General features: G+C 41.9%; 18 protein-coding genes and 1 tRNA gene. 8 read left to right on the forward strand and 11 right to left on the reverse strand.

The window, feature by feature from the left end; all coding sequences use genetic code 11:
• Positions 1-71 precede the first annotated feature (71 nt).
• The gene (locus tag FD723_RS21560) at positions 72-263 is read left to right on the forward strand and encodes a hypothetical protein (RefSeq protein WP_179067179.1); all 192 of its coding nucleotides are present in this window, start codon (positions 72-74) and stop codon (positions 261-263) included.
• A gap of 210 nt (positions 264-473) precedes the next feature.
• On the opposite strand, the gene FD723_RS21565 is transcribed toward FD723_RS21560, so the two are convergent.
• Both FD723_RS21565 and FD723_RS21570 read right to left on the reverse strand, forming a co-directional pair.
• Positions 474-3,134 carry a chloride channel protein gene (locus FD723_RS21565; RefSeq protein WP_179067180.1) on the reverse strand — a complete coding sequence of 887 codons (2,661 nt, stop codon included), beginning with the start codon at positions 3,132-3,134 and terminating at the stop codon, positions 474-476.
• Between the two features lie 392 nt (positions 3,135-3,526).
• Positions 3,527-4,405 (reverse strand): DUF4231 domain-containing protein, encoded by an 879-nt coding sequence (locus tag FD723_RS21570; protein WP_179067181.1) that lies wholly within the window; start codon positions 4,403-4,405, stop codon positions 3,527-3,529.
• 614 nt (positions 4,406-5,019) lie between these two features.
• On the opposite strand from FD723_RS21570, the gene FD723_RS21575 reads away from it, so the two are divergent.
• On the forward strand, positions 5,020-6,189 hold the full coding sequence (locus FD723_RS21575) for a homocysteine biosynthesis protein (protein WP_179069227.1): 1,170 nt from the start codon (positions 5,020-5,022) through the stop codon (positions 6,187-6,189).
• Positions 6,190-6,405: 216 nt separating this feature from the next.
• On the opposite strand, the gene FD723_RS21580 is transcribed toward FD723_RS21575, so the two are convergent.
• A complete protein-coding gene (locus FD723_RS21580; RefSeq protein WP_179067182.1) occupies positions 6,406-7,428 on the reverse strand; it encodes a hypothetical protein in 1,023 nt (340 codons plus the stop codon).
• 379 nt (positions 7,429-7,807) lie between these two features.
• Here FD723_RS21580 and FD723_RS21585 point away from each other — a divergent pair, with 379 nt between their 5' ends.
• On the forward strand, positions 7,808-8,701 hold the full coding sequence (locus tag FD723_RS21585; protein ID WP_179067183.1) for a lipopolysaccharide assembly protein LapB: 894 nt from the start codon (positions 7,808-7,810) through the stop codon (positions 8,699-8,701).
• Positions 8,702-8,804: 103 nt separating this feature from the next.
• Here FD723_RS21585 and FD723_RS21590 read toward each other — a convergent pair whose 3' ends face one another.
• From FD723_RS21590 to FD723_RS21600, 3 genes are all read right to left on the reverse strand, one after another.
• On the reverse strand, positions 8,805-9,425 hold the full coding sequence (locus tag FD723_RS21590) for a TMEM165/GDT1 family protein (protein ID WP_179067184.1): 621 nt from the start codon (positions 9,423-9,425) through the stop codon (positions 8,805-8,807).
• A gap of 258 nt (positions 9,426-9,683) precedes the next feature.
• The gene (locus FD723_RS21595) at positions 9,684-10,208 is read right to left on the reverse strand and encodes a hypothetical protein (RefSeq protein WP_179067185.1); all 525 of its coding nucleotides are present in this window, start codon (positions 10,206-10,208) and stop codon (positions 9,684-9,686) included.
• Between the two features lie 147 nt (positions 10,209-10,355).
• On the reverse strand, positions 10,356-11,315 hold the full coding sequence (locus tag FD723_RS21600; RefSeq protein ID WP_179067186.1) for a protochlorophyllide reductase: 960 nt from the start codon (positions 11,313-11,315) through the stop codon (positions 10,356-10,358).
• Positions 11,316-11,846: 531 nt separating this feature from the next.
• Between FD723_RS21600 and FD723_RS21605 the strand changes: the two genes are divergently transcribed.
• On the forward strand, positions 11,847-13,217 hold the full coding sequence (locus FD723_RS21605) for an AAA-like domain-containing protein (protein ID WP_179067187.1): 1,371 nt from the start codon (positions 11,847-11,849) through the stop codon (positions 13,215-13,217).
• A gap of 134 nt (positions 13,218-13,351) precedes the next feature.
• Positions 13,352-14,914, forward strand: coding sequence for an AAA-like domain-containing protein (locus FD723_RS21610; RefSeq protein ID WP_179067188.1), 1,563 nt, complete (start codon positions 13,352-13,354; stop codon positions 14,912-14,914).
• 431 nt (positions 14,915-15,345) lie between these two features.
• On the opposite strand, the gene FD723_RS21620 is transcribed toward FD723_RS21610, so the two are convergent.
• The 3 genes from FD723_RS21620 to FD723_RS21630 form a co-directional block, all read right to left on the reverse strand.
• Positions 15,346-15,418, reverse strand: a tRNA-Ala gene (locus tag FD723_RS21620).
• An 85-nt stretch (positions 15,419-15,503) separates the two neighbouring features.
• Positions 15,504-16,232: an HAD family phosphatase gene (locus FD723_RS21625; RefSeq protein WP_179067190.1), complete on the reverse strand. Its 729-nt coding sequence runs from the start codon at positions 16,230-16,232 to the stop codon at positions 15,504-15,506.
• The gene (locus FD723_RS21630) at positions 16,229-17,116 is read right to left on the reverse strand and encodes a class I SAM-dependent methyltransferase (RefSeq protein ID WP_179067191.1); all 888 of its coding nucleotides are present in this window, start codon (positions 17,114-17,116) and stop codon (positions 16,229-16,231) included. Before FD723_RS21630 ends, FD723_RS21625 begins: the two co-directional genes overlap by 4 nt.
• 314 nt (positions 17,117-17,430) lie before the next feature.
• Here FD723_RS21630 and FD723_RS21635 point away from each other — a divergent pair, with 314 nt between their 5' ends.
• The 3 genes from FD723_RS21635 to FD723_RS21645 all read left to right on the forward strand — a co-directional run bounded on the left by FD723_RS21635 (position 17,431) and on the right by FD723_RS21645 (position 19,580).
• Positions 17,431-18,612, forward strand: a complete 1,182-nt coding sequence (locus FD723_RS21635; RefSeq protein WP_179067192.1) for an RtcB family protein — start codon at positions 17,431-17,433, stop codon at positions 18,610-18,612.
• Between the two features lie 87 nt (positions 18,613-18,699).
• Positions 18,700-19,335, forward strand: coding sequence for a hypothetical protein (locus tag FD723_RS21640; protein WP_179067193.1), 636 nt, complete (start codon positions 18,700-18,702; stop codon positions 19,333-19,335).
• Positions 19,336-19,394: 59 nt separating this feature from the next.
• Entirely contained in the window at positions 19,395-19,580 is a 186-nt protein-coding gene (locus FD723_RS21645; RefSeq protein WP_179067194.1) for an ATP-grasp domain-containing protein, read from the forward strand.
• A gap of 251 nt (positions 19,581-19,831) precedes the next feature.
• Here FD723_RS21645 and FD723_RS42975 read toward each other — a convergent pair whose 3' ends face one another.
• Both FD723_RS42975 and FD723_RS21655 read right to left on the reverse strand, forming a co-directional pair.
• A complete protein-coding gene (locus tag FD723_RS42975) occupies positions 19,832-19,927 on the reverse strand; it encodes a DUF4351 domain-containing protein (RefSeq protein WP_256875221.1) in 96 nt (31 codons plus the stop codon).
• Positions 19,928-20,322: 395 nt separating this feature from the next.
• On the reverse strand, positions 20,323-21,609 hold the full coding sequence (locus FD723_RS21655) for a dihydrolipoamide acetyltransferase family protein (protein WP_179067196.1): 1,287 nt from the start codon (positions 21,607-21,609) through the stop codon (positions 20,323-20,325).
• Between the last annotated feature and the right edge of the window lie 142 nt (positions 21,610-21,751).

Raw genomic sequence — 21,751 nt, forward strand, 5'->3', positions numbered from 1 at the left:
TAGTAAAATGGAGGATGAATAAAAATTCATTTTCCAGGTTTTCTATATAAATTAAATTTAATTTTTTTAAAATGGATGATTCAGTATTTATTATATTTCTTGCCTTTGGGTTTATTTGGATTTTAATGGGCGTTGTCGGTTGGATTGCATTTTTAAAATCTGAGGGTGAGGAAATTAAGTTTGGCAAGTGGGGACTGATAGTTGCTATTCCAATTTTAATACCAATAATTGTTTCCCTAATTATTGGAATATTTTATTATTAAAAATAATCGGACATGATATCACCCCTAAAACATTGGTTTGGCGTTGCTTTCCCGCACTGAAATAAATTTCGGGCTAATAGTTCAAGTCCGTTTCAACGGACTCAAATCAGAGTAATGAGGAATAATGGTTAGACCCCCTATTAATTCGCCGAAAACTTTTCAAACATCCTCTTAAAACTCCTAGTAGATGTTCAATTAGCTTTGGATTTTTTAAGTATTAATTGCACCCCTAACCAAAATCACTGTACTTTCTACACCAGAGGCGATCGCTTCTGGAATATTACCTTGAATCGCCTGCTGCAACAATCCCTCGCGTGAAGCTCCCAAAACTACAACATCATAACCTTCGGTTTTTACTAGGTTAATCACACCTTCTGCAACTGAATTAGCTTGGACTGGGAGAGCAACTACACTGCTGGACAATTTACGCCGACGCATCAAATGGCGAATGGCTTGTTCTAAAACTGACATATCTGGCTTAAGTTCAGATGGTTTAAACACCTGTGTCAGACGAATTTGTGGTTCATTTCCCAATGTAATTAAAGCTGGTAACAATTTAATCGCCAGTTGGGAATTAGGGCCTCCAGCCATTGGAACTAGCCAACTGTTAAAGGAGTGCTGAGTGCTGAGTGGCGAGTGCTGAGTGGGGAGTGAGGAGTGAGAAGTAGTGCCTAATTTTACTAATACGACTTCGCAAGTGGCTTGGCGAATTATGGTGTCAACAACGTTGCCAAAAATCCTACCAGGGGTAGATGTGTTACCTTTCCATCCCATTAAAATTAGATCGATGTGCTGTTCGTTGATTGTCTCTAAAATTGCCTGGGCAACATCGTGGGTAACTCGAATCTGCGTATGTAGGGGAATTTGCCATTTTTTTGCTAAGACTTCTGCTTGTCGTAGCAAGCGGCGACTTTTTGCGGTTCTTACCTGTGTTTCCGACGGGGAACTGTGGCGGGGTATCAGCATCACTTGCACGCAATCTATTTCATAATGGCGATCGCGGGCAATAGCTGCTGCCATTTGTAATAAAATACCCGCAGTTTCGGGATTAGCTACGGGCACTAATAATCTACCTCTACCAGTGCTGGGCGATCGCGTTTGGTAAACTATGTATGAAGGATCTGGTCGTAGTTTGGGGGTTGCATTTGCACCATTAAGATGGTCTGCTTCCGCCCGAATAATATCTCCACGGGTAATAATCCCAATCAGTTTTCGTCCATTTACCACTGGCAAGCGACTGATTTGATAGCGATCGAGTAAATACAGTACATTGCTTAGGGTGTGAATCGGTGTGACTGTCACCGGAGTAGTGGTCATAATTTCCCCTAAGGGAGTATCGCTGGCTAAGTTGCGATCGCGAATATTAAGTAAATCTGATTGCGTCACAATCCCTACAAGCTTGCTCTCCTCTACCACTGGAAAGCCACGATGGTGAGAACGGGCGAATGCTTGGATTACTTCATCTAAAGGCATCTCTGTATCCAGAGTTTCTACCTGCTGCTGCATGACATCTTTGGCTGTCAAATTTGTCATTATCCCCCCCGCTGGTGCTGCTTTTTGGATAATGATGCCATTCCACTCCAAAAGTTTGTCGTATAGCGAGCCTGGCGCTAACTTTTCAGCAACTAGATACGACGTTACAGAGCCAATCATTAAGGGCAGTACCAAATTGAAATCTGTAGTCATTTCAAACACAATGACTATTCCCGTCATTGGCACTCTGGCCACCGCAGTAAAAAAAGCGCCCATTCCTGCCAAGGCGTATGTAATTGGTAATCCAGTCGCTATCCCAAAAGGAAGCAGCAGAGCGTGTTCTCCCATACCTACCAAGTAGCCAAGAGCAGCCCCAAGGGTCAAAGCCGGAGCAAATAATCCACCTGGGACACCAGAGCCATAAGCTACGAGAGTTAAGATAAACTGGGAGACAAAGGCGATCGCAGCTATTGACCAGCTAGCCTCACCTGTAATTAAAATTTCCCGCAGTCCTGTGTTATCTCGAAACGCTAGCGGTAGTAATGCCACAATTACCCCAGACACTAACCCAGCTAAAGCCACACGAGCAGGTAATCCAAAACGTAGAGAACGGCGGTAAACAGTTAAGCTGGCAATAATCCCGCGATTGAACAGCACTCCCATCAACCCAGCCACAACCCCCAATACCAAATAGAAGGGAATATCTTGAACAAAAAAATCTGTCTTAGAAGCAGTTAATGCTAAATTGAGATCCAGACTGCGACCACCCAATACCCGCGAGACGACGGCACCGATAAAAGAAGCCAGAATCGCAGTGCCCAAGGTAAATTCAGAAAAATCCTGTAATAATTCTTCTACTACAAATAATACACCTGCGATCGGTGCATTAAAGGCAGCCGCTAACCCGGCTCCTGCACCAGCAGCAATCAACTGGCGGCGGTGGTCTGGTGAAGTCGGAAACCACCGACTAAGTTGAGCTGCTAACGCTGCGCTAAGTTGAACTGTTGGCCCTTCCCGCCCTAGAGCTAGCCCAGAACCTAGTGCCAGAATACCACCCACTAGCTTGACCACGGCAACCCGCAAATCTAAAGCCATTGGTATACGCGCTAACACTGCTTTCACTTGAGGAATGCCGCTCCCAGAAGTTTCTGGTGCTACGCGCTCAACTAGCCATCCCGCGAGGAATCCACAAGCGAGTCCGATACCTGGCAGCACTAACCAAGCTGGTAGCAGTAGCGATGTCTGCACTCGCCAAGCGCCTAGCAATCCCACCCCCGATTTGAGTAAGACCGCTCCAAGAGCAGAAACCAAACCAATCAGACAAGCTTCAAAAATTGCTAAACGACGCCGTGGTTGTAGCAGTTGCCGAAAGCGCTGGAAGATAGGTAAATACCACATGATATCAATTTTTTCAAGAAGAAGTCAGAATTCAGTTAGGTATTCTGTACGAGTGGCGGTGCTTCACAGTCTCTTCTCTACGAGAGCCTCTGCCAGCGAGTCCACAGGCCTCTAAGTATAGGTTAAAACCGTATTCTCTACGAGATGCGATCGCGTAGCTTGCTTCCCCGTAGGAGTACATCCCGCTATGCTAATCGCCGTCTCTACCAATACTGATTATTGTAGAGACGGCGATTTATCGCGTCTGATTATAGAGTATTCTAATTGTTTATGAACAACAAAATCCCCAACCTTTTCAGAATTGGGGAGTTTTGCGACGCTGCTAAATCTAAAATCCAAAATTAATTGACTAATTAATAACCACAATTAGCTAATAGCTAATCAGTTATCCCCTATTTCGTTGCCTCTGCTCCTGATTTATTTGACTCATTAGATGAAGCTGATTCTGTCTTCTCTGATTGCGTCTCGCTCGTTTGTTGCAATTGGTTGAGATGAATATTGTTAACTTGAACAATAAAGTATTCTAATGCTTGACTTGCCTTTTGTTGCTGTTGGCTTTCATCAGATACATCATAGCAACGATAAGGCGGAGTCACGCCCAATATAAATTTCTCTTGTTCAGCTTCTAGCAATTCAACGGCTGTATTCGCAGCAAGTGAATTCTTCTGAAAAGGAAAAGACGTAACTATACTAGCGACTATAGAAGCAACAGCTGGGCAAAGCACAGGGAGCCACTTGAGCCAAGCTTGTCCTGCTTCTAATTTGTCTACCAGAACTAAAATTGGTGTGACTCCTGATAAAATCACTGTCGCAATTTGTAAACTATAATAAAGGTTCCTTGATAAACTCCTAATTTTTTTATAATCGTCAATCAAGTCTTGGCTATATTGTAAAGCCTTCCCTCTTGTCAGAGTCAGCGTATCTTTATCCCAAGAATTAGGATTGGTCAATAGATAACTATAAAGTTCAGCCTTTTTGGTGAGTTCAGACTGATAAGCAGCCTGTTTATAGTTCTGAAATACCTGTCTGTTGATGAGCAATAAGAAAAACAAAAAAGTTAGAGATACTGCTCCAGAAATTACAACTGTTTTATCGTCTGAAAGCAAAATAATCACGATTCCAGCAGAGAAAAAAGCTGCAAGTAATAAATATTCTATTACTTTCAAGTTAAACAACTTTTTTTCATCTGATGGTGAGGATAAGTTTTCAATCTTATTGGAAGTCTTACTTTGGTTTCTTTGGTCAAAATTAGTTAATTCAGAAGTAGTCATTGCCTCTTACTCAATTCGTTATGGGGTGAAATGTAGCAATAAAATGAATAGCAACAAGTAGAATTGCTTTGAGGAGCTAGAAGTCAGGATAATTTTGCTGGAGAGCAGCTTCACTATAAATAGTTAGCCTTCCAACTTTGGCAACATCCCTTTTATTCCCACTCTTAAGTAGTTTCTCCCTTCCCAAAACTTTCTATAATGTGCTATGTCTTCAAGTTTTGCGATTGACTAGATGGTTTAGAATGCTTTACCAAAGCCAGAAATATTTCTTTTGGTTTACGTAAAATCATTTAAGTCCAGTAAGTCTAATCAATCTTAACCATACATACATTTGATTGATAATGCAAGGCTTTTTAGATGGTAACTTTACCTAGATAAGAGATATTTTTAACACAAGTATCGTGATTGCCCCAAAAAATATATGATTTGGACTTTGCAATAGTTGAATTATTTTTTCATGGATTTTAACCTCATCTAGAGTGTTAATCTTTCGCGCAGAGATTGGCGACAACTATTTCAAGATGAAACAATACAAGAGTCTCCATAATCTGCGCTCACAATGAGCAATGAAAATTTCTTTTCCCCATTCACCAGGAAGCGCTAGCACTGATAAGATGCGAACAATTGCAGAAATTAACGAGAAAATCAGCCGCCAACGTGCAGTAGTGTTGACAACTGAAGAGTTAAAAGCACGAGTTGTAGAAATCGGTGTTACTAAAGCTGCTAAAGAAGTTGATGTAATTACCACTGGCACTTTTGAGCCGATGGAGTCAAGTGGTGCAATTATTAATCTGGGACACACTGATCCCCCAATCAAAATTCGCCGCTGCTGGCTGGATGGTGTGCCAGCATACTCTGGTTTTGGGGCAGTAGATTTATATTTGGGTGCGAGTTGTGCGATGGAAGCGATGGACGGTGAAGAAGTCCGAGAACGTGGCGGCGGTCATGTAATCGAAGATTTGATCGCTGGTAAACCTATACACGTAAAAGCGCAAGGACAAGTCACAGATTGTTACCCCAGAGCAAATTTTGAAACTACAATTACCAGTGAAACGATTAATCAGTTTTATTTATTCAATCCGCGCAATCTTTATCAAAATTTTATTGTTGGTGTAAATGGTGGCGATCGCCCTCTCTTCACCTATCTCGGCCCATTACAACCACGTCTGGGGAATGCTGTTTATTCTAACCCTGGTGCTATTTCTCCTTTACTCAACGACCCCGATTTGCAACTCGTTGGTATCGGGACTCGAATTTTTTTAGGCGGTGGTATTGGCTATGTCGCCTGGGAAGGCACTCAGCATTTCCCCTTACAAAAGCGTTTGCCTAATCGTACACCGATTGGGCCTTCTGCGACTTTAGCTTTAATTGGTGATGCCAAGCAAATGGATGCTCATTGGGTGCGGGGGTGTTACTTCAAAAGTTACGGCCCCTCATTAATGTTAGGTGTTGGTGTACCACTGCCTGTATTAAATGAACAAGTAGTTGAACACTGTGCTGTGCAAGATCAAGATTTAGTCGCGCCAATAGTGGATTTTTCCATTCCCCGGCGCGTCCGTCCCACCTTTGGTTTGGTGAGTTACGCCCAACTCAAATCTGGGCGAATCACCATAGAGGGCAAAGCTATACGCTCTGCCCCCTTAGCGAGTTTGTTTTTTTCTAGGCAAGTCGCCCTAGAGTTGAAAAAGTGGATCGAAGCAGGTACGTTTACCCTTACAGAACCAGTTTCTCCAATTCCGATGGAGCGATCTTTTCTACCCCAAGACCGGCGGACGGATTTTTGAGGCTGGGGAGTGGGGAGTAAGAATTTTAGATTTTGGATTTTGGATTTTAGATTGGAATTTAATCCCTTCTCCCAAGGGGAGACGCTGTGCGAACGGGTGACGCTCGTACCTCGCTAACGCTGCGCTAACAGCAGTCGCTCATGGGGGAAACCCCCAAGACCGCGCTGCTTCACCAAAATCTAAAATCCAAAATCCAAAATTGAATTGCCCCATACCCTACTCTTGAGTCGGTTTCGGTCGCTTAATCGGTTTAGGAGTGGGTGTTTTTGGTATAGGCTTTGACACCACAGAGGGGTCGCTGCTTACGCCTGTTTTCTTGATGGGACGAGGGGTTTCGCCACTGCGTCTAGGGGGGAATGGTTTTCTTCCACCAAAACCACCACCACTACCAGCACGAGGGCCACCTTTGAATGGTGGTTTGCGTTTTTTGGGCAAATCAGCGATCGCCTCAGCTTTTTCTACGATCAAAACGTCAGCTTCTCGCTTGGCTTGGAAGTCCCAGAATTTTCCTACTGCTTTAGTGGTCAGCACGCCCCTCAATTTCAACTTAAAATATTTGGGTTTATCAGTTGATTTGCGTGGAGCCTGCCTAATTTTGACTACCAAACTTTTAGCATCAAAAGACTGGTATACTACTTCACCACGAACAGAAAAACCACCATCTGCAACTTCTGATGAGGGTATTACGGCTGTGTTTAGTTCAGAATTTTCGGATAAGCCATCATCGGGTGTCTGTAACTCTTGCAATTCCAAATCTAACTCGTCCTCATCTGTTGAGTTTTTAGCCAGATTTTCTGGCTCCCAAACTCCGACGATTTGGATGTGCAAGGTATCATTTTCTTGTCTTGTACGTGGATATACTACCCACAGGTGTTCTTTTTCTAAGTCTAAGTGATTTTTGACTAAGCTCATAATCCGGCCTAGGAGGACGGCATTGAGTTCTACACCATCTGCGGTCAGCAGAGTACCTTGAGTAAATTGTTCGCTGCTAGCATGATAGCGACCTCGGACTAATCCGATCGCTCGATACTGCATCGGTTCACTGGGAGGCGGAATCGGTTGCTGTCGATTGATCAAGTTCCCATTTGAGTCAGTCTCGCTGGGTTTGACAGGCAAATTTTCAGGTTTAGAGGAGTGGGCTGCTATGTGAACATTAGCGGCTGCCTCTATTTTAGTTGGGCCCTGGTTAGAGGCAGAAGAATTGGAAGATTCAGGCAACGGCATCAGGTCGGAATTCATAAAAACTCCTTGCGGCGGAGACACATCCCATTGTGGGATTTTACAAAGGCAGCTGGAAAGAGCATTTGTGCGACTGATTGAAAGTATATTGGCTTTTCACAAAGTCACACCAGGGTACTCTAGACAATCCTAAAGGCGCTAAATTTAGTGTATAAACACTAAATGTCTAATTTAGCGGCTTTACACTAGTTTCGGAAGCATATCATAGGTACAATTCTGACGGCTCCTCCTAAAGTCATCACTTACTTTAGCAGTGTAGATAGTTAATTGTTATAAAATTCACAGGCAATTGGCAGTATTCCGCAAAGTTTTGGAAATTTTTAACTTTACGATTTGTGTAAATGCTCATGTCATTAAAATTTAGGAGAAAGACAAAACTGTGTCTCAAACACGCAATCGCTGGATAGTTCAAGTCATCTTGGCGCTGGCAATTCTTGCTTTTGTGGGTGTTTCGGTGATTCCCATAATTGGAGCATTTAATAATACGCCACCCTCAAGTCAAAATACTGCTAGCACCAAAGGCAGTTTGTCCCCCGCTGACCAAAAATCAAAACTGGAAGACGAAGCACGAGGTTATGAACAGGTTTTGCAAAGGGAACCAGAAAATCAGACTGCGCTTAAGGGTCTATTACAGGCGCGGCTGCAACTATTAAGTCAAAAAGACAAAAGTGAGGTAAAACCTGCTGATATCCAAGTAGTCATTGAACCACTAGAAAAGCTGGCCAAGCTAAATCCCGAACAGTCTGAGTATTCAGTGCTACTAGCTCAAGCCAAACAGCAAATTGGCGATCGCGAAGGAGCCGCTCAAGCTTATCGCTCGATTTTATCTACAAAACCAGGTGATTTGAAGGCTTTGCAAGGAATGGTGGCTCTGTTAATGAGTCAACAACGCCCCGAAGCAGCCATTGGTTTGTTACAAGAAACCCTTTCTAACGCAGCCCAAGCAAATACAATTCAACCTGGAAGTGTAGATACGGTAGCCGTGCAGGTGCTATTAGGTTCTGTTCATGCTTCTCAAAAACGGTACACTCAAGCTAGCTCTGCTTATGACCAGGCAATTAAGAAAGATCCTAAGGATTTTCGCCCCGTTGTGGCAAAAGCGATGCTTCTGAAACAACAGGGCAAAGACGCAGAGGCAAAACCTTTGTTTGATAGTGCCGCAGCTTTAGCACCTGCTCAGTACAGAGACGAAATTAAAAAGGCAGCAACGCTTCCTCCTATTCCTAAATCTGCTCCATCTTCCGCGCCTTCATTGGAAAGTAAGCCTAAATGATGGGGATTGGCGACTGGGGACTGGGGACTGGGGATTGGGGACTGGGGATTGGGCATTGATCTATTAATTCTCCCCCTGCTTCCCCTGCCTCCCCTGCCTCCCCTTACGCTCCCTCAATGGCGGCAACAACGCCAAAGACTAAAAACAGGAATCCGCCAATCAGGGTGAGTTGACGCTCAGAAATGCGTCCGGCAATCATTTTGCCACCGATAACAGCGATCGCAGCACAAATGGCATGTCCTAAAATTCCACCTATTGTCACTCCAACAGGATTATTACCTGCGGCTAGGGCAATGGTGGCAATTTGGGTGCGATCGCCCCACTCTGCCATAAATGTCAAGACAAAGGCTTCTATGATAATTGCCAAGGGTGTCTTATGCTTTGGTAGCTGCAAATCTGCTTGTTTCACCGCTGCTTCGGCTTCTTCTACAACTTCTGTGTCACAAGCAGCAGCGGACATCTTACTAGCGTCGTATAGCAGCTTGATTCCAAAGGCAATAAATAAAGCTATTTCGGCATAATGAATATAAACTTTTGGTAACAGAGATACCGCTTGTCCAAATATCACCGAAAGGATTGTCATCGCTGCCAAAGCAGATGTCACACCTATAAACACCAGCCGCCTAGGATGGTGCATTGCCAAAATTACAGCAATAAAAAATGTTTTATCGCCTAATTCTGAAACTGTAATTAGTAATAAAGCTGCGGTAAAAGCTGTTAACACTCTCTCAAGCTCCTGAAGAATCGTTTACCGATGTGAAGCTTGATGAGAGCCAAAAGACCTCACCAAGTTTACACTTTTCGGTGTGAACTTAGTGAAGGTCTCGCTATCAAATATTGATTATTTGCCATCTGAACCAGGCTCATCGCCAGTATGTTGATTCAGATGTACTGGCTTTTTTTAGCCAGCGAGCTACTCCCCTTCTATGCGTTCATAATTATACAATATTTGACATGTATCAGTCAAGAGAGTCGATATTACCTACTTTCTCGGAAAACCAACATATTTTAGATTTTCTGCTGACCAATTTTGATAATAACGAGTTTTAAGTAATAGTTCTGAAGCTATTTTAATACTTTTGTCAGTTTGGATAGTCAGGTGTATGTAAGGCGCTTGTCTTGTATAAACTCCCTGAATGTTAAATTTATCGTCAGAATTTCCAGCAAAAGCAGTCAAACCCGTACCAGAAATAATTTCATTTAAATGTTTTACAAAATGCTGACTTTCATTCAGTGTCATTGCTTGTTGATCTGGGTGAATAATCAACATAACTTCGTAGCTTATTGAGGTGCGGAAATCATCGATTAACTTGATGAGATGCGAATTTAAATTAAGGTCATAATTAGGTGAAAAACGATAAATGTGGTAAAGGATATTATTTTGGAGACGTGCTTTTTCGACAAAGGGGCAAATAGGCATATTGCCAAAAGCACGATGCGGCTTTTCTAGAAAGTTATGCATGTATTCGACCATGCTATTGATGATTTCCAAATCAGAATTTATCATGCATTTCTTCCGCTTTTTCTTACCGATAAATTAAATTTTTGCTGTATGGAATTATGAAAAAGTAGAAGTTGGTTTTTTATAACAAGTAAACCTATCAAGAAATTCAGAGGTGACTTAATAATCACCTCAATATCAAATCTTCTTGCTTCAAGCAAGTCCAACTAACTTGGCGCTTAATTCCCAGACGCGATCGCCTTTGTCATCATCACGGGCTTGAGGAGAAACCTTTTGTACAAAGGACTTACCATCTTTCTTCTGGCGATTTCCCCAACTCCAGTAGACACCGGATTGATTATACTCAGGATCGGCAACCACGGCAGCAACCCTTTCTCCTGCCAACTCCTGAGACACGTATCCCCCAGTGATATACTTCTGGAATAATGGGAAGATTTTCTGAAACAGGGGATAGTGGTTTCTAAATAGCGGTGTTTCGGCAACACATCCCGGATAGAGAGAATTGAAGACGATACCAGTTGACTCGTGATAGCGATCGTGCAGTTCGCGCATAGTCAGTACGTTACAAACCTTGCTGTCTTTGTAAGCTTTGACTGGCTCAAATTTCTTGCCATCAATCATTGCGATCGGTTCTTTAAACCCTTCTGCAAAACCCTGTAAATCTCCCAAATCAGGACGTGGCGGAATTTTCCCACCCAGTTCGTCTGGATTATGGGTGACGGTTCCTAAAATTACGAGCCTTGGCTCTAAAGATGACTTCTTCAGATCCTCTAGCATTAGGTTGCACAATAGGAAATGACCCAGATGATTGGTGGTGACAGTTAACTCGTAGCCTTCTGGACTGCGTAACGGCTCCTTGATTAAGGGCATATAAATTGCAGCGTTGCACACCAAAGCGTCTAGAGACTTTCCAGTTGCTCGGAAGTTCTTCACAAATTGTCGAACACTTTCCAAGGAGCCAAGGTCAATATGTATGCTGGTATAACTGTTGTAGGGGATATCCACAGCTTGGGCTGCTTTTTGTGCCTTCGCTAAATCCCGACATGCGAGTACTACATACCATCCCTTGTCAGCAAGAGCTTTTGCAGCATATAAACCCACCCCCGAAGAGGCACCCGTAATTACAACCGTTGGCTTCTGATGTTGTTCCATTTTGTTCGCACTCCATTGACTCTTTCTAGGATCTCACACCAGTGAACCATCGTTATCACTAGCTTTTCAAAGTTGTATTCGGCTGAACTAACCTCTTACTCCAAGTAGCAAGGACTAATCTTTAAGATAAAAATATATAATTATACAAAGAATATTTAAAAATATATAAATAGAATAATCATTGTGATGTATTGATAGAGTTGAAAACTGTATCAATGCAATCTGGGATTTTTGTGTGTTTAAGTATTTTTTCAGATGTATTCAGATGTATATTATTAAATAGTCTAAGAGGTTGTTTGAAAAGTCTAATTTATTATTCATCGGGCGACTGGAAGTCGCGGCTACACAAACCAAACCCACGTCCGTGGGTTAAAAACTCTTGATTTTCTCTTAGTCTATGCTCGCGTAGCGTTCCGCAGGAAAGGTGGACTAAGTTTTGTGTAGTAGCGAATTCTATACTCGCCTAATACTTTTCAAACATCCTCTAAAAAGTATAAGTAAATTTCCTAGCTGCTTAACAATTTATACGCTGTGGATAAGCTTCTACAATCTGTAAAAAAAATTCTGCAAGACAAGCCTCTCGGTTCAATTCAGTGGTTTGTACTCTATCAATCATGGTTGGGCAAAACTTACGGTGAAATGGCAGAGGTATCAGGCTATGGCAACAATTACATCAAGGAAGTTGGCTCTGAGTTATGGCAAGACCTTTCCATTGCACTTGGAAAAAGAGTAACGAAAAAAAATCTGCATTTAGCCTTGAACAATCACCTGCAAGACGACATCATTAATCAAGAAAATCAGATCCAACCAAAGTTCGGCGAAGAATCTAGCTTAGAAATGGTTTATCCAGACTTTTTTTCAGCAAGCAAGATAGAATTTCCTAGCGGCCCGGTTGCACTGGGTTCTCCTCTTTACATTAATCGCCCTTCCCTGGAAGAACTTGTCTGTAATGAGATTTTACATCCTGGTTGCTTAATCCGCATCAAAGCACCGAGAAAGATGGGAAAAAGTTCTCTACTGAATCGGATGATTGCTTACGCTAGAGAGCGAGATTATCAAATTGTCTATTTAGACTTTCAAGAAGCTGACCAAGACGTTTTTACTTCCCTGGATAAATTTTTGCGTTGGTTTTGTGTAAATGTCAGCAGGCAGTTAAATCTCCTTCCCTGTCTTGATGATTTTTGGGATATAGAAATGGGTAGCAAAGTAAGCTGCAAAATCTATTTTGAAGCATATCTGTTGCAGTACATTCACGATAATCCTGTAGTTTTGGCTTTAAATGAAGTCCATCGGGTTTTTGAACATCCCAATATTGCCCAAGACTTTCTGCCAATGCTGCGATTTTGGCACGAACAAGCAAAGCAAGATGATACTTGGCAAAAACTGCGGATGGTAGTGGTTCACACTACAGAAATTTATATTCCGCTGAAGCTCAACCAATCGCCTTTCAATGTAGGGCTAACAATTACACTGCCACCATTTACCCTCAAGCAGGTACAGAATTTAGCATTACGTTACGGACTAAATTATGCAAAAGATTCAGAAGGGGCAAAAAGTCTTGCATCCCTACAAACAATGGTAGGAGGACATCCCTATCTGGTGAGCCTTGCATTTTATCATCTCTGTCAGGGAGAAATGCCGCTGGAGGTGTTATTAGAAACTGCATATACACCAGTAGGAATTTACGGTCAGCATTTACGAGAACTGTTAGCACTACTGCAAAAAGAACCAGAATTAATGTCAGCGATGCAACAAGTAATTGCAACAGATGAAAAAGTGGAGTTAGACGCGATCGCAGCTTATAAACTAGAAAGTATGGGTTTGGTTCAATTAAACGGCAATCAAGCTAGTGTCATGTGTAAGTTATACCGTCTTTATTTTAGCCAACAGTTGGGAAAGTAAAATGATGCTAGTGCTTTTAGGAAGTTCTTAAGCTAGTTTTGAGGGTTATTAGTAAGGACTTGCTTACCCATCAATAAATATATAAATTTTCTTGGATGTCCCAATAAATATAAAACAAATTTAAAATCAATTAGATGAATAATTATCGGTATCAAGTTGGTGGTACGCTCACCAGTGATGCTCCTAGCTATGTCGAGCGCAGAGCAGATATAGAGCTTTATGAAGCATTGAAACAGGGTGAATTTTGCTACATTCTCAGCTGTAGGCAAATGGGGAAATCTTCACTCATGGTAAAAACAAAGCACCGCTTGCAACAAGAGGGCTTTAGATGTGCCACCGTTGATATGACTAATATTGGTTGTGAAAATATAACTCCAGAACAATGGTACAAGGGAGTTGTTGGTGATATCTGGTTAAGTTTTAAACTATTAGGAAAAGTCAATTTAAAAAGCTGGTGGCAAGAACACAATGATATTTCTTTGCTTCAGAAACTTAGTCGGTTTATTACAGAAAATCTCTTAGCTCAGTTTCCTAATGAAAGATTATTTATTTTTATTGATGAAATTGATAGTATTCTTAGCCTTGATTTTTCTGTCGATGACTTTTTTAACTTGATTCGGTTCTGTTATAACCAAAGAGCAATTGATCCAGAGTATCATCGGATTACATTTGCAATTTTTGGGGTTGCGACACCTTCAGACTTAATTCTAAATAGAAATCATACTACCCCATTTAATCTTGGTAAAACCATCCAAGTAAATGGTTTCACTTTTGAAGAAGCTCAACCACTATCTTTAGGGCTGGATATAAAAGACAATCATCCCCAGAAAGTTTTAAAAGAAGTATTAGCGTGGACAGAAGGGCAACCATTTCTTACTCAAAAGCTGTGTCGGTTGCTGGTAAATTTATCTCAAGATGATATAGGTAGAAAGCTGAAAATTCCCCCTGGCACAGAAGAATTTTGGATCGAAAATGTGGTGCGATCGTACATGATCGAGAAATGGGAATCACAAGACGAACCGGAGCATTTGCGGACAATTCGCGATCGCATCCTCAGAAACGAGCAAATTGCCGCCAGATTGCTAGGAATTTATCAGCAAATTCTCCAAGGAGCAAAAGTAGCAGCCGACGATAGTCGAGAACAGGTAGAATTGTTGCTCTCTGGTTTAGTGGTTAAAAAGCAAGGTTTTCTCCAAATCAAAAACCGCATTTATCAAGAAGTTTTCAATTTAGAATGGGTTGGAAAAAAATTAGCTTATTTGCGTCCTTACTATGAAGCCTTCAATGCTTGGGTAGCCTCAAAGGAAAAGGATAAATCTCGCTTATTGCGCGGACAAGCCTTGATTGATGCCCAAACTTGGGCAAATGGTAAAAGCTTGAGCAATTTAGATTATCGATTTTTAGCTGCTAGTGAAGAATTAGATCGGCGAGAAGTGCAGCAGGCATTAGAAGCTGAACGTGCCAAAGAAGTCGAAGCACGACTTGCAGAACAACAAAAAAGACTGGCTCAACAAAAGAGAGCTGCTACAATCGTGACACTTTTGCTGGCGGGTATGACAATTAAGTTAGTGATTTCTATATTGTGGGGAGTTTCACTTTTAAGAAAGATTGATGCTTTAGAATCACAGTTAAAATGCACGCAGATGGAGCATGAGGGTAAAGTCATAACTGCAAATTCTCGGTTAGATGGGTGCTGATTAAGTAGGTAGAGGTGTGTAGATTACTATCTTGGGAATCGCACAGTATCAGTAAAATTTCAGTGCTGTTTGTTTAGGCGATCGCAAAACTAATAGGTTTGGACGCAGACAAGATAGTTCAAATGCTGCCGCCAAAAGGCGAAAACAGTTACACAACAGGCAAACGAAGAACCTTGGTGGCTAATCCCAGCTACCAAGGGAATATACACTCTCAGTGGATTTGTTATCGCTATTTTAGTACTTGTGCTTTGGCAGCGTTTGTAGAGGCGATATCGTTAAAGTATTGATAGGCTATATCTACGCACTCTAACTTCACTCACAAAATCCCCACAATAGTCAACTTTGCTCTCATCAACAGAACTATTGCCAGAAATTGCGATCGCCTGCTCTTTAAAAAAATCGCGACAACATATAATTTGCGAATGTACAAATGGAGAATAACGGATTTGAACCGATGGCCTCTGCGGTGCGATCGCAGCACTCTACCAACTGAGCTAATTCCCCTTAATCAGTGCTGAGTTATGAGTGCTGAGTCCTGAGTGATATCACTCTTGAGATCAGTACTATTCCACCATCACCATAGACTATTTTAGCATTCAGTTGCCGATGGCTGAGGCTGTTTTTGAGAATAAACCTTTTGCACCCGTTCGAGTTCCAAATCACTGAGATAATCAACAGTCCAGTTACAGCAACGCTGGAGCATGTGAAATGGGTAAGTATTTGCGACACCAACAACCTGCATTTGCGATCGCTTCGCTGCTGCTATACCAGCTGGAGTATCTTCAATTGCTAAACACTCGTGTGGTTGAAGATTCAAGTCAGGATATTCTTTATTCAGGTGTTTCACTGCCAGTAGATAACCATCGGGTTCTGGTTTACTGGTGGTGATGTCATCACCCGCAACGATAATTTTAAAATGTTCAGCTAGTTTGGCGCGATTGAGTACTAATTCGATTTCTTTGCGAATCGCGCCACTGACTAATCCTAGTTTCAGATTTCGCGATCGCACCTGAAATATTAAGTCTGCGACACCTGGATATAAAGGCAGTTTCTCGATTTTTTCTAGTTCCACCGTATAAGCTTCGGCTTTGCGGTATAACAACTGATTTAAATAGTTTTCGTTGGCTACTCTACCACGATTAGCAAGTAATTGCTGAAAACAAGCGCGATCGCTGCGTCCTAAAGAAGCTTGACGCTCACTCACCTTTTGGGGTTGGAGATTTTCTTCAATGAGAATCTCATCGATCAGTTGTAGATGGATTGGCTCATCATTAATGATGACACCATTAAAATCAAAGAGAACTGCCTTTAAACTCATGCCATTATGCCAAATGCTGGAGAACCAAGTCCCTCCAAATCATTATTATCTATTGATGTGGGAGTATACTGACGGACATTTTCGGTTGCTATTGGTTTAACACCGCTAGTTACCTGATTTATCCACCATACATCCTGCGATCGCACTGCTTCAAATCCGACTGCACCCATATTCGCATCTATACTACCAGCAGCATACTCACGAATATATGGCTCCTCAAAAATATCATTAAGCCATTGTAGCTGACGCAGAGTTTTCTGATTTCCATCTAGAATTAATACTTGCCCTCCAGTTACCAGTAACCGGAAGGTTTCTCGCAGAATTGCTAGGGATACGGCGTCTGGTGTCTCATGGAATAGCAAAGAAGCCGTTACTAAGTCAAAAGAAGCATCCCTCAAGCCAGTTTTTTCAGCATTTCCGTGTCGCCAGAGGATCTCTAAGCCAGCATTTCGCGCTTTATCTTCTGCCCTAACTAGCATATAGGGTGATAAGTCCAAACCGATAACTTCCGCCTGAGGGAAAGTCTGTTTTAACATCAAGGTAGTAGAACCTGTGCCGCAACCTAAATCAAGTATGCGTCGTGGTTTCACCTTAACAGCATCAACTAAAGCCTGACGGACAATACTTTCATTCGGCGGTAGAACATATTGGGTAATCGGATCGTAAGTCACTGCGGCATCAGAATTGAGATATCCGTTAGTAACACCGTGAAAGTTTTGACTGCTGTAGTACGACGGAATTGTGACATCATCTCGTCGATAGCGATCGCTCTCTTTCTCCCAATCAATACTATCAGCGTAACGCCGTAAACCATCTTCATCAATCAAAAGACGCACTACAGGGGATAAAAAACGTTCCCAGATTGTATCTTGACGCACTGCCATATTGTGTCAGAACTTTAAGGGGCTATGGAAGCAAAGTGATTTTCTTTACAAATTTTAATACATCTGGGAAACATCTGCTTTCTTTGGTGCGATCGCCTTGACGTTTGCAACCCATATTGCTACATTTGTATTACAGGCATACTACTTTTTCAGAATAGTTCTTCATCTGCGCGAAAATTGAGACAGCTAAATCAAAGACAATACAACATTTAAATTGCTACAACTAACTAATGGGTTATAAGTCATACCGATAATTATCAGTGTCATATAGCCAATCCCAAATCTAAAATTTAAAATCCAAAATAGAAACAATTATGCCCTACGAAAAGTTAGAAATTACCACACCAGCACCAGTCTTATCTTGGGCAAATCACTCTTTAGGGCCAGAAGAAACCAAGATGGCCAAGAATGTAGCATCATTACCATTTGTATTTAAGCACGTGGCATTAATGCCAGATGTTCACTTAGGAAAAGGTGCTTTAGTGGGTTCTGTAATTGCAACCAAGGAGGCAATTATACCGGCTGCTGTCGGTGTGGATATTGGTTGTGGTATGAGTGCGATCAAAACAGCATTTACCGCCGAACAACTAGAAGGTAAACTAAAAAAAATCCGCTTAGATATTGAAGCAGCAATTCCAACTGGATTCAACGAAAATAAAGACGTTGAAAAATCTGTCACCAATTGGCAACACTGGGATGATTTTAAAGACTTGCATCGCGGCGTGCAAGACCTCCAAAGTAAAGCAATGAAACAGATGGGTTCTCTGGGTGGAGGAAATCACTTTATTGAAGTGTGCCTCGATACAGAGAATCAAGTTTGGCTGATGCTGCATTCTGGTTCGCGTAACATTGGCAATAAACTCGCCCAGTGTCATATTCACACAGCCAGAGAATTAGCAAAAATGGCAGGTAATAAATTGCCTGACCCAGATTTGGCTCACTTTGTCGCTGGTACGCCAGAATTTCAAGCATATTGGCACGATTTGCAATGGTCACAAAACTATGCGCGTGTCAACCGCGATGTGATGATGGCGCGTTTTAAGCACATAGTTGAGAAACATCTCGCAGGTGGAAAAGCAACTAAACCTTTATTGCAGGTTAATTGTCATCACAATTACGCCGAAAAAGAAGTGCATTTTGACGAGAATGTATACGTTACTCGTAAAGGTGCAGTCCGCGCCCAGACTGAAGATTATGGGATTATTCCTGGTTCGATGGGCGCAAAGTCTTTCATCGTCAAAGGTAAAGGTAATGCCCACAGCTTTTGTTCTTGTTCTCACGGTGCAGGACGTTTGATGTCTAGAAATAAGGCAAAAAATGTCTACACACTTGATGATTTGATAGAGCAAACAAATGGTGTAGAATGTCGCAAAGATGAGGGTGTTTTAGATGAAATTCCTGGTGCTTATAAACCGATAGAGCAAGTTATGGAAAATCAAGCGGATTTGGTTGAAGTTGTAGCAACACTCAAGCAAGTTCTTTGTGTGAAGGGATAATTTAGTTAGGGTGGGTAATGCCCACCTTTTTTATGTTTTAAACGCAGAGGTACGCTGAGGTAAGCGCAGAGGTACGCTGAGGAATAAATGATTGTTTTAAGTGAATCGACTGAACAAATAGAGGCATCTGCCAGCGCTAGCGAAAATAAATTAATGACTGAGGCTGCCCAATTATTAGGGTGCCAAGTCTACCATATCCCGCGAGATTTTGAACGATGTAGTACAGCAGAAAATGCTCTATGGCACATTCCTAACTATCCTACAATAACTGCTGGTATCTGGATAGGATATATCCCTGAGCTTGAGCATTACAAAGCCATATATCATGCAGCTTTAAATAAGGGGATAAAACTACTCAATACTCCTTTAGAACACCAGACAGCACTAGAGTTTGACTTGTTTTACCCTCACTTAAAAGGATTGACACCCGATAGCCTGGTAATTACTTCAACAACCGAATGTATTGAGGCTGGTGAATTATTGGGATTTCCTCTGTTTGTCAAAGGCGCAGTTCAATCTAGAAAAATGCAAGGATGGGAATCTTGTGTAGCGAATAATCACGAGGAATTAGTCAAACTAACAGAATTGTTATTAAAACTTAAATATGGTTCACGAGGTAGAGTTATTGTTAGGAAATTGGTAAAGTTGCGGCATAAATGCCTAGCCCCAAATGGCTTTCCAATGGGTAGAGAATTTAGATGCTTTATTTATAGCAGATTCTAAAATATGGATATTATTGGGATGGTCAAGATGACTTGAGCAAGTTATCAAAACCATAAGAAATGCAAGTATTAAAATTGGCAATCCTAGCCTCTGAACGCCTTGGTGTTCCTTATATAGCAATTGATATCGGGCAATTAGAAAGTGGAGAATGGATAGTGATAGAAACAGCCGATGCACAATTTGCTAGTCTGAGTCACATTCCCGCACTTGAACTATGGAATAAGTTGAAAAATATATGCTATTGACGGTTTATGGAAGTTTATTTAAGAAATTAGCATTAAAGTCTTATATTCTTTTCATTTTGTAAAATTATTTGAATCATTGAAATACACTTTTGTTGTTTTTGAATGGCAATACAGTTCAGAATGAGCAACAAAATACTTGTAGATACGGCGATTTATCGCGTTCCAAAAATTTAAGCACAAGCAACAAAGCAAGGAGCTTGGTGCGAAAATCTAACTTTTTTTGTAACTGGTCGAAAACTTTAGGGCAAACTCTAATTTTCTATTGTATTTAGCCAATTCATCAAATCAGCCTCACTGGCAAAATCTAGTAATACTTCACCCAAGTTCTCTAACTGAGCCAAGGACACTAAATGTAGTATTTTATTGGCAGTTTGCAAAAAGATTACTGAGTCGGCACGAATTGGTTCTTGATTTAATTCTGTTTTGAGAATCTGGATATTCGTTGGCTCAGATGCGAGTAAGTAGCGGATAAAATCTTCTGTATACTACTCAACCAGATATTTCAGGGTGTTGTCGTATGTCACTCGTGATAAGTAGCTAGGCGTAAATCAAGTAAAAGGGACTAGGGACTAGGGATTAGGGATTAGGGATTGGGTATTTTAAAAAACTTTTTCCCAGTCCCCAGTACTGGAGCGGCGAGGAGTTAAAGTTTGTGGTAAGTATTGTTTGTTGTTAGCGCTACTCTACGAAAAATTGCTGCTCGCTCATAGCGCTAACATTTAAATTTGGTGTTTTTTGAAAACTACAGTGTCAAAGATTGAGGATTTGTCTCAATCAATTTTGCTAAATCTTGCAAGAACGCCGCAGCATGGGCACCATAAATAATCCGGTGGTCAGAAGTAATATTAACTTGCATTTGTTGCCGCACGGCAAATAAACCGTCGGGTGTTGCTACCACTTGCGGACGCGATGCCCCGATCGCTAAAATTGAACCTTGTCCAGGCGGTAAAATCGCATCAAATGTGTCTACGCCAAACATTCCCAAGTTGGACAGGGTAAAAGTCCCACTGTTGTATTCTTGGGGCTGTAATTGTTTTACTCTGGCACGTTCTACCAAAGATTTCCAAGTACGCGATAGAGAATATATATCCACTGCGTCGGCATTTTGCAGCACAGGTGTAATTAATCCGCCATCATCCATTGCTACTGCTACGGAAATGTTGATATCAGAATGATAAACAATACCCTGGTCTGAGTAACTGGCATTTAACAATGGGTGTTTTTGCAACGTCACTGCTACAGCTTTCGCCAGTAGCGCTGTCATTGTCACGCCTTTGGATTTAATTTGTTTATAAAGTTTGTCTAATCCATCGGTGGTAATTGTATAACCGACACGGAAGACGGGCACGGATATGGTAGCTACCATGTTCCGCACTACGGCATTTTGGAAGGTAGTTAGAGGTACAATTTGACCAGGAACAGCCGCTACTACTGGTGTGGGTGCTGGTGTCCGGGGTGCTGGGGGTGCAACTGGGGCGCTGGTTGGTATGGGTGCTGCTGGGGCAGGTTGTTTGCCCTTATTGGACAATGCTTCCACATCTTCAGCGACAATGCGACCGTGGGGGCCACTGCCTTGGAGTGTAGTTAAATCAACTTTGAGTTCTTTAGCTAACTTGCGGGCGCGGGGTGAAGCTACAAGCCTTCCTTCTTTGTGGTTAGACCCGTTTTGAGATGCTAAGGCAGGTGTGGCGGCTGAGACTGTGGCGGCAACTGGTTGTGGAGAAGAGGTTGTAGTAGCAGCCGCACCGCCGGAATTGGCAAGAGATTTCGCCTGTTCAATTTCAGCTTCCGTTTCGGCAATGAAGGCGATCGCAGATCCGACTGGGGCAGTTTCACCAGCTTCAACTATGATATGAGCAAGAAATCCTTCATAGAAGGTTTCTACATCCATATCTGCCTTATCTGACTCTACAACCACCACTGTTTCGCCTTTTTCCACTTTGTCCCCTGGCGATTTCACCCAGGAGACGATTTTGCCTTCCGTCATGGTGGAACTCAGCGCCGGCATAAATACTTCGTGAATGCTCATAGGGTGGTTTGAAAATCAATGGTTTATGGACTTTAACAGTTTTTATCAGATCGAATTGTATCTTGGTGGGAGGGTTTTAAACTGTTTATATTTTAGGTTGGACATTGGGCATGGGGCATTGGGCATTAGCTTTTGACTAATG

This window comes from Nostoc sp. C052 (assembly GCF_013393905.1).
GTDB lineage: Bacteria > Cyanobacteriota > Cyanobacteriia > Cyanobacteriales > Nostocaceae > Nostoc.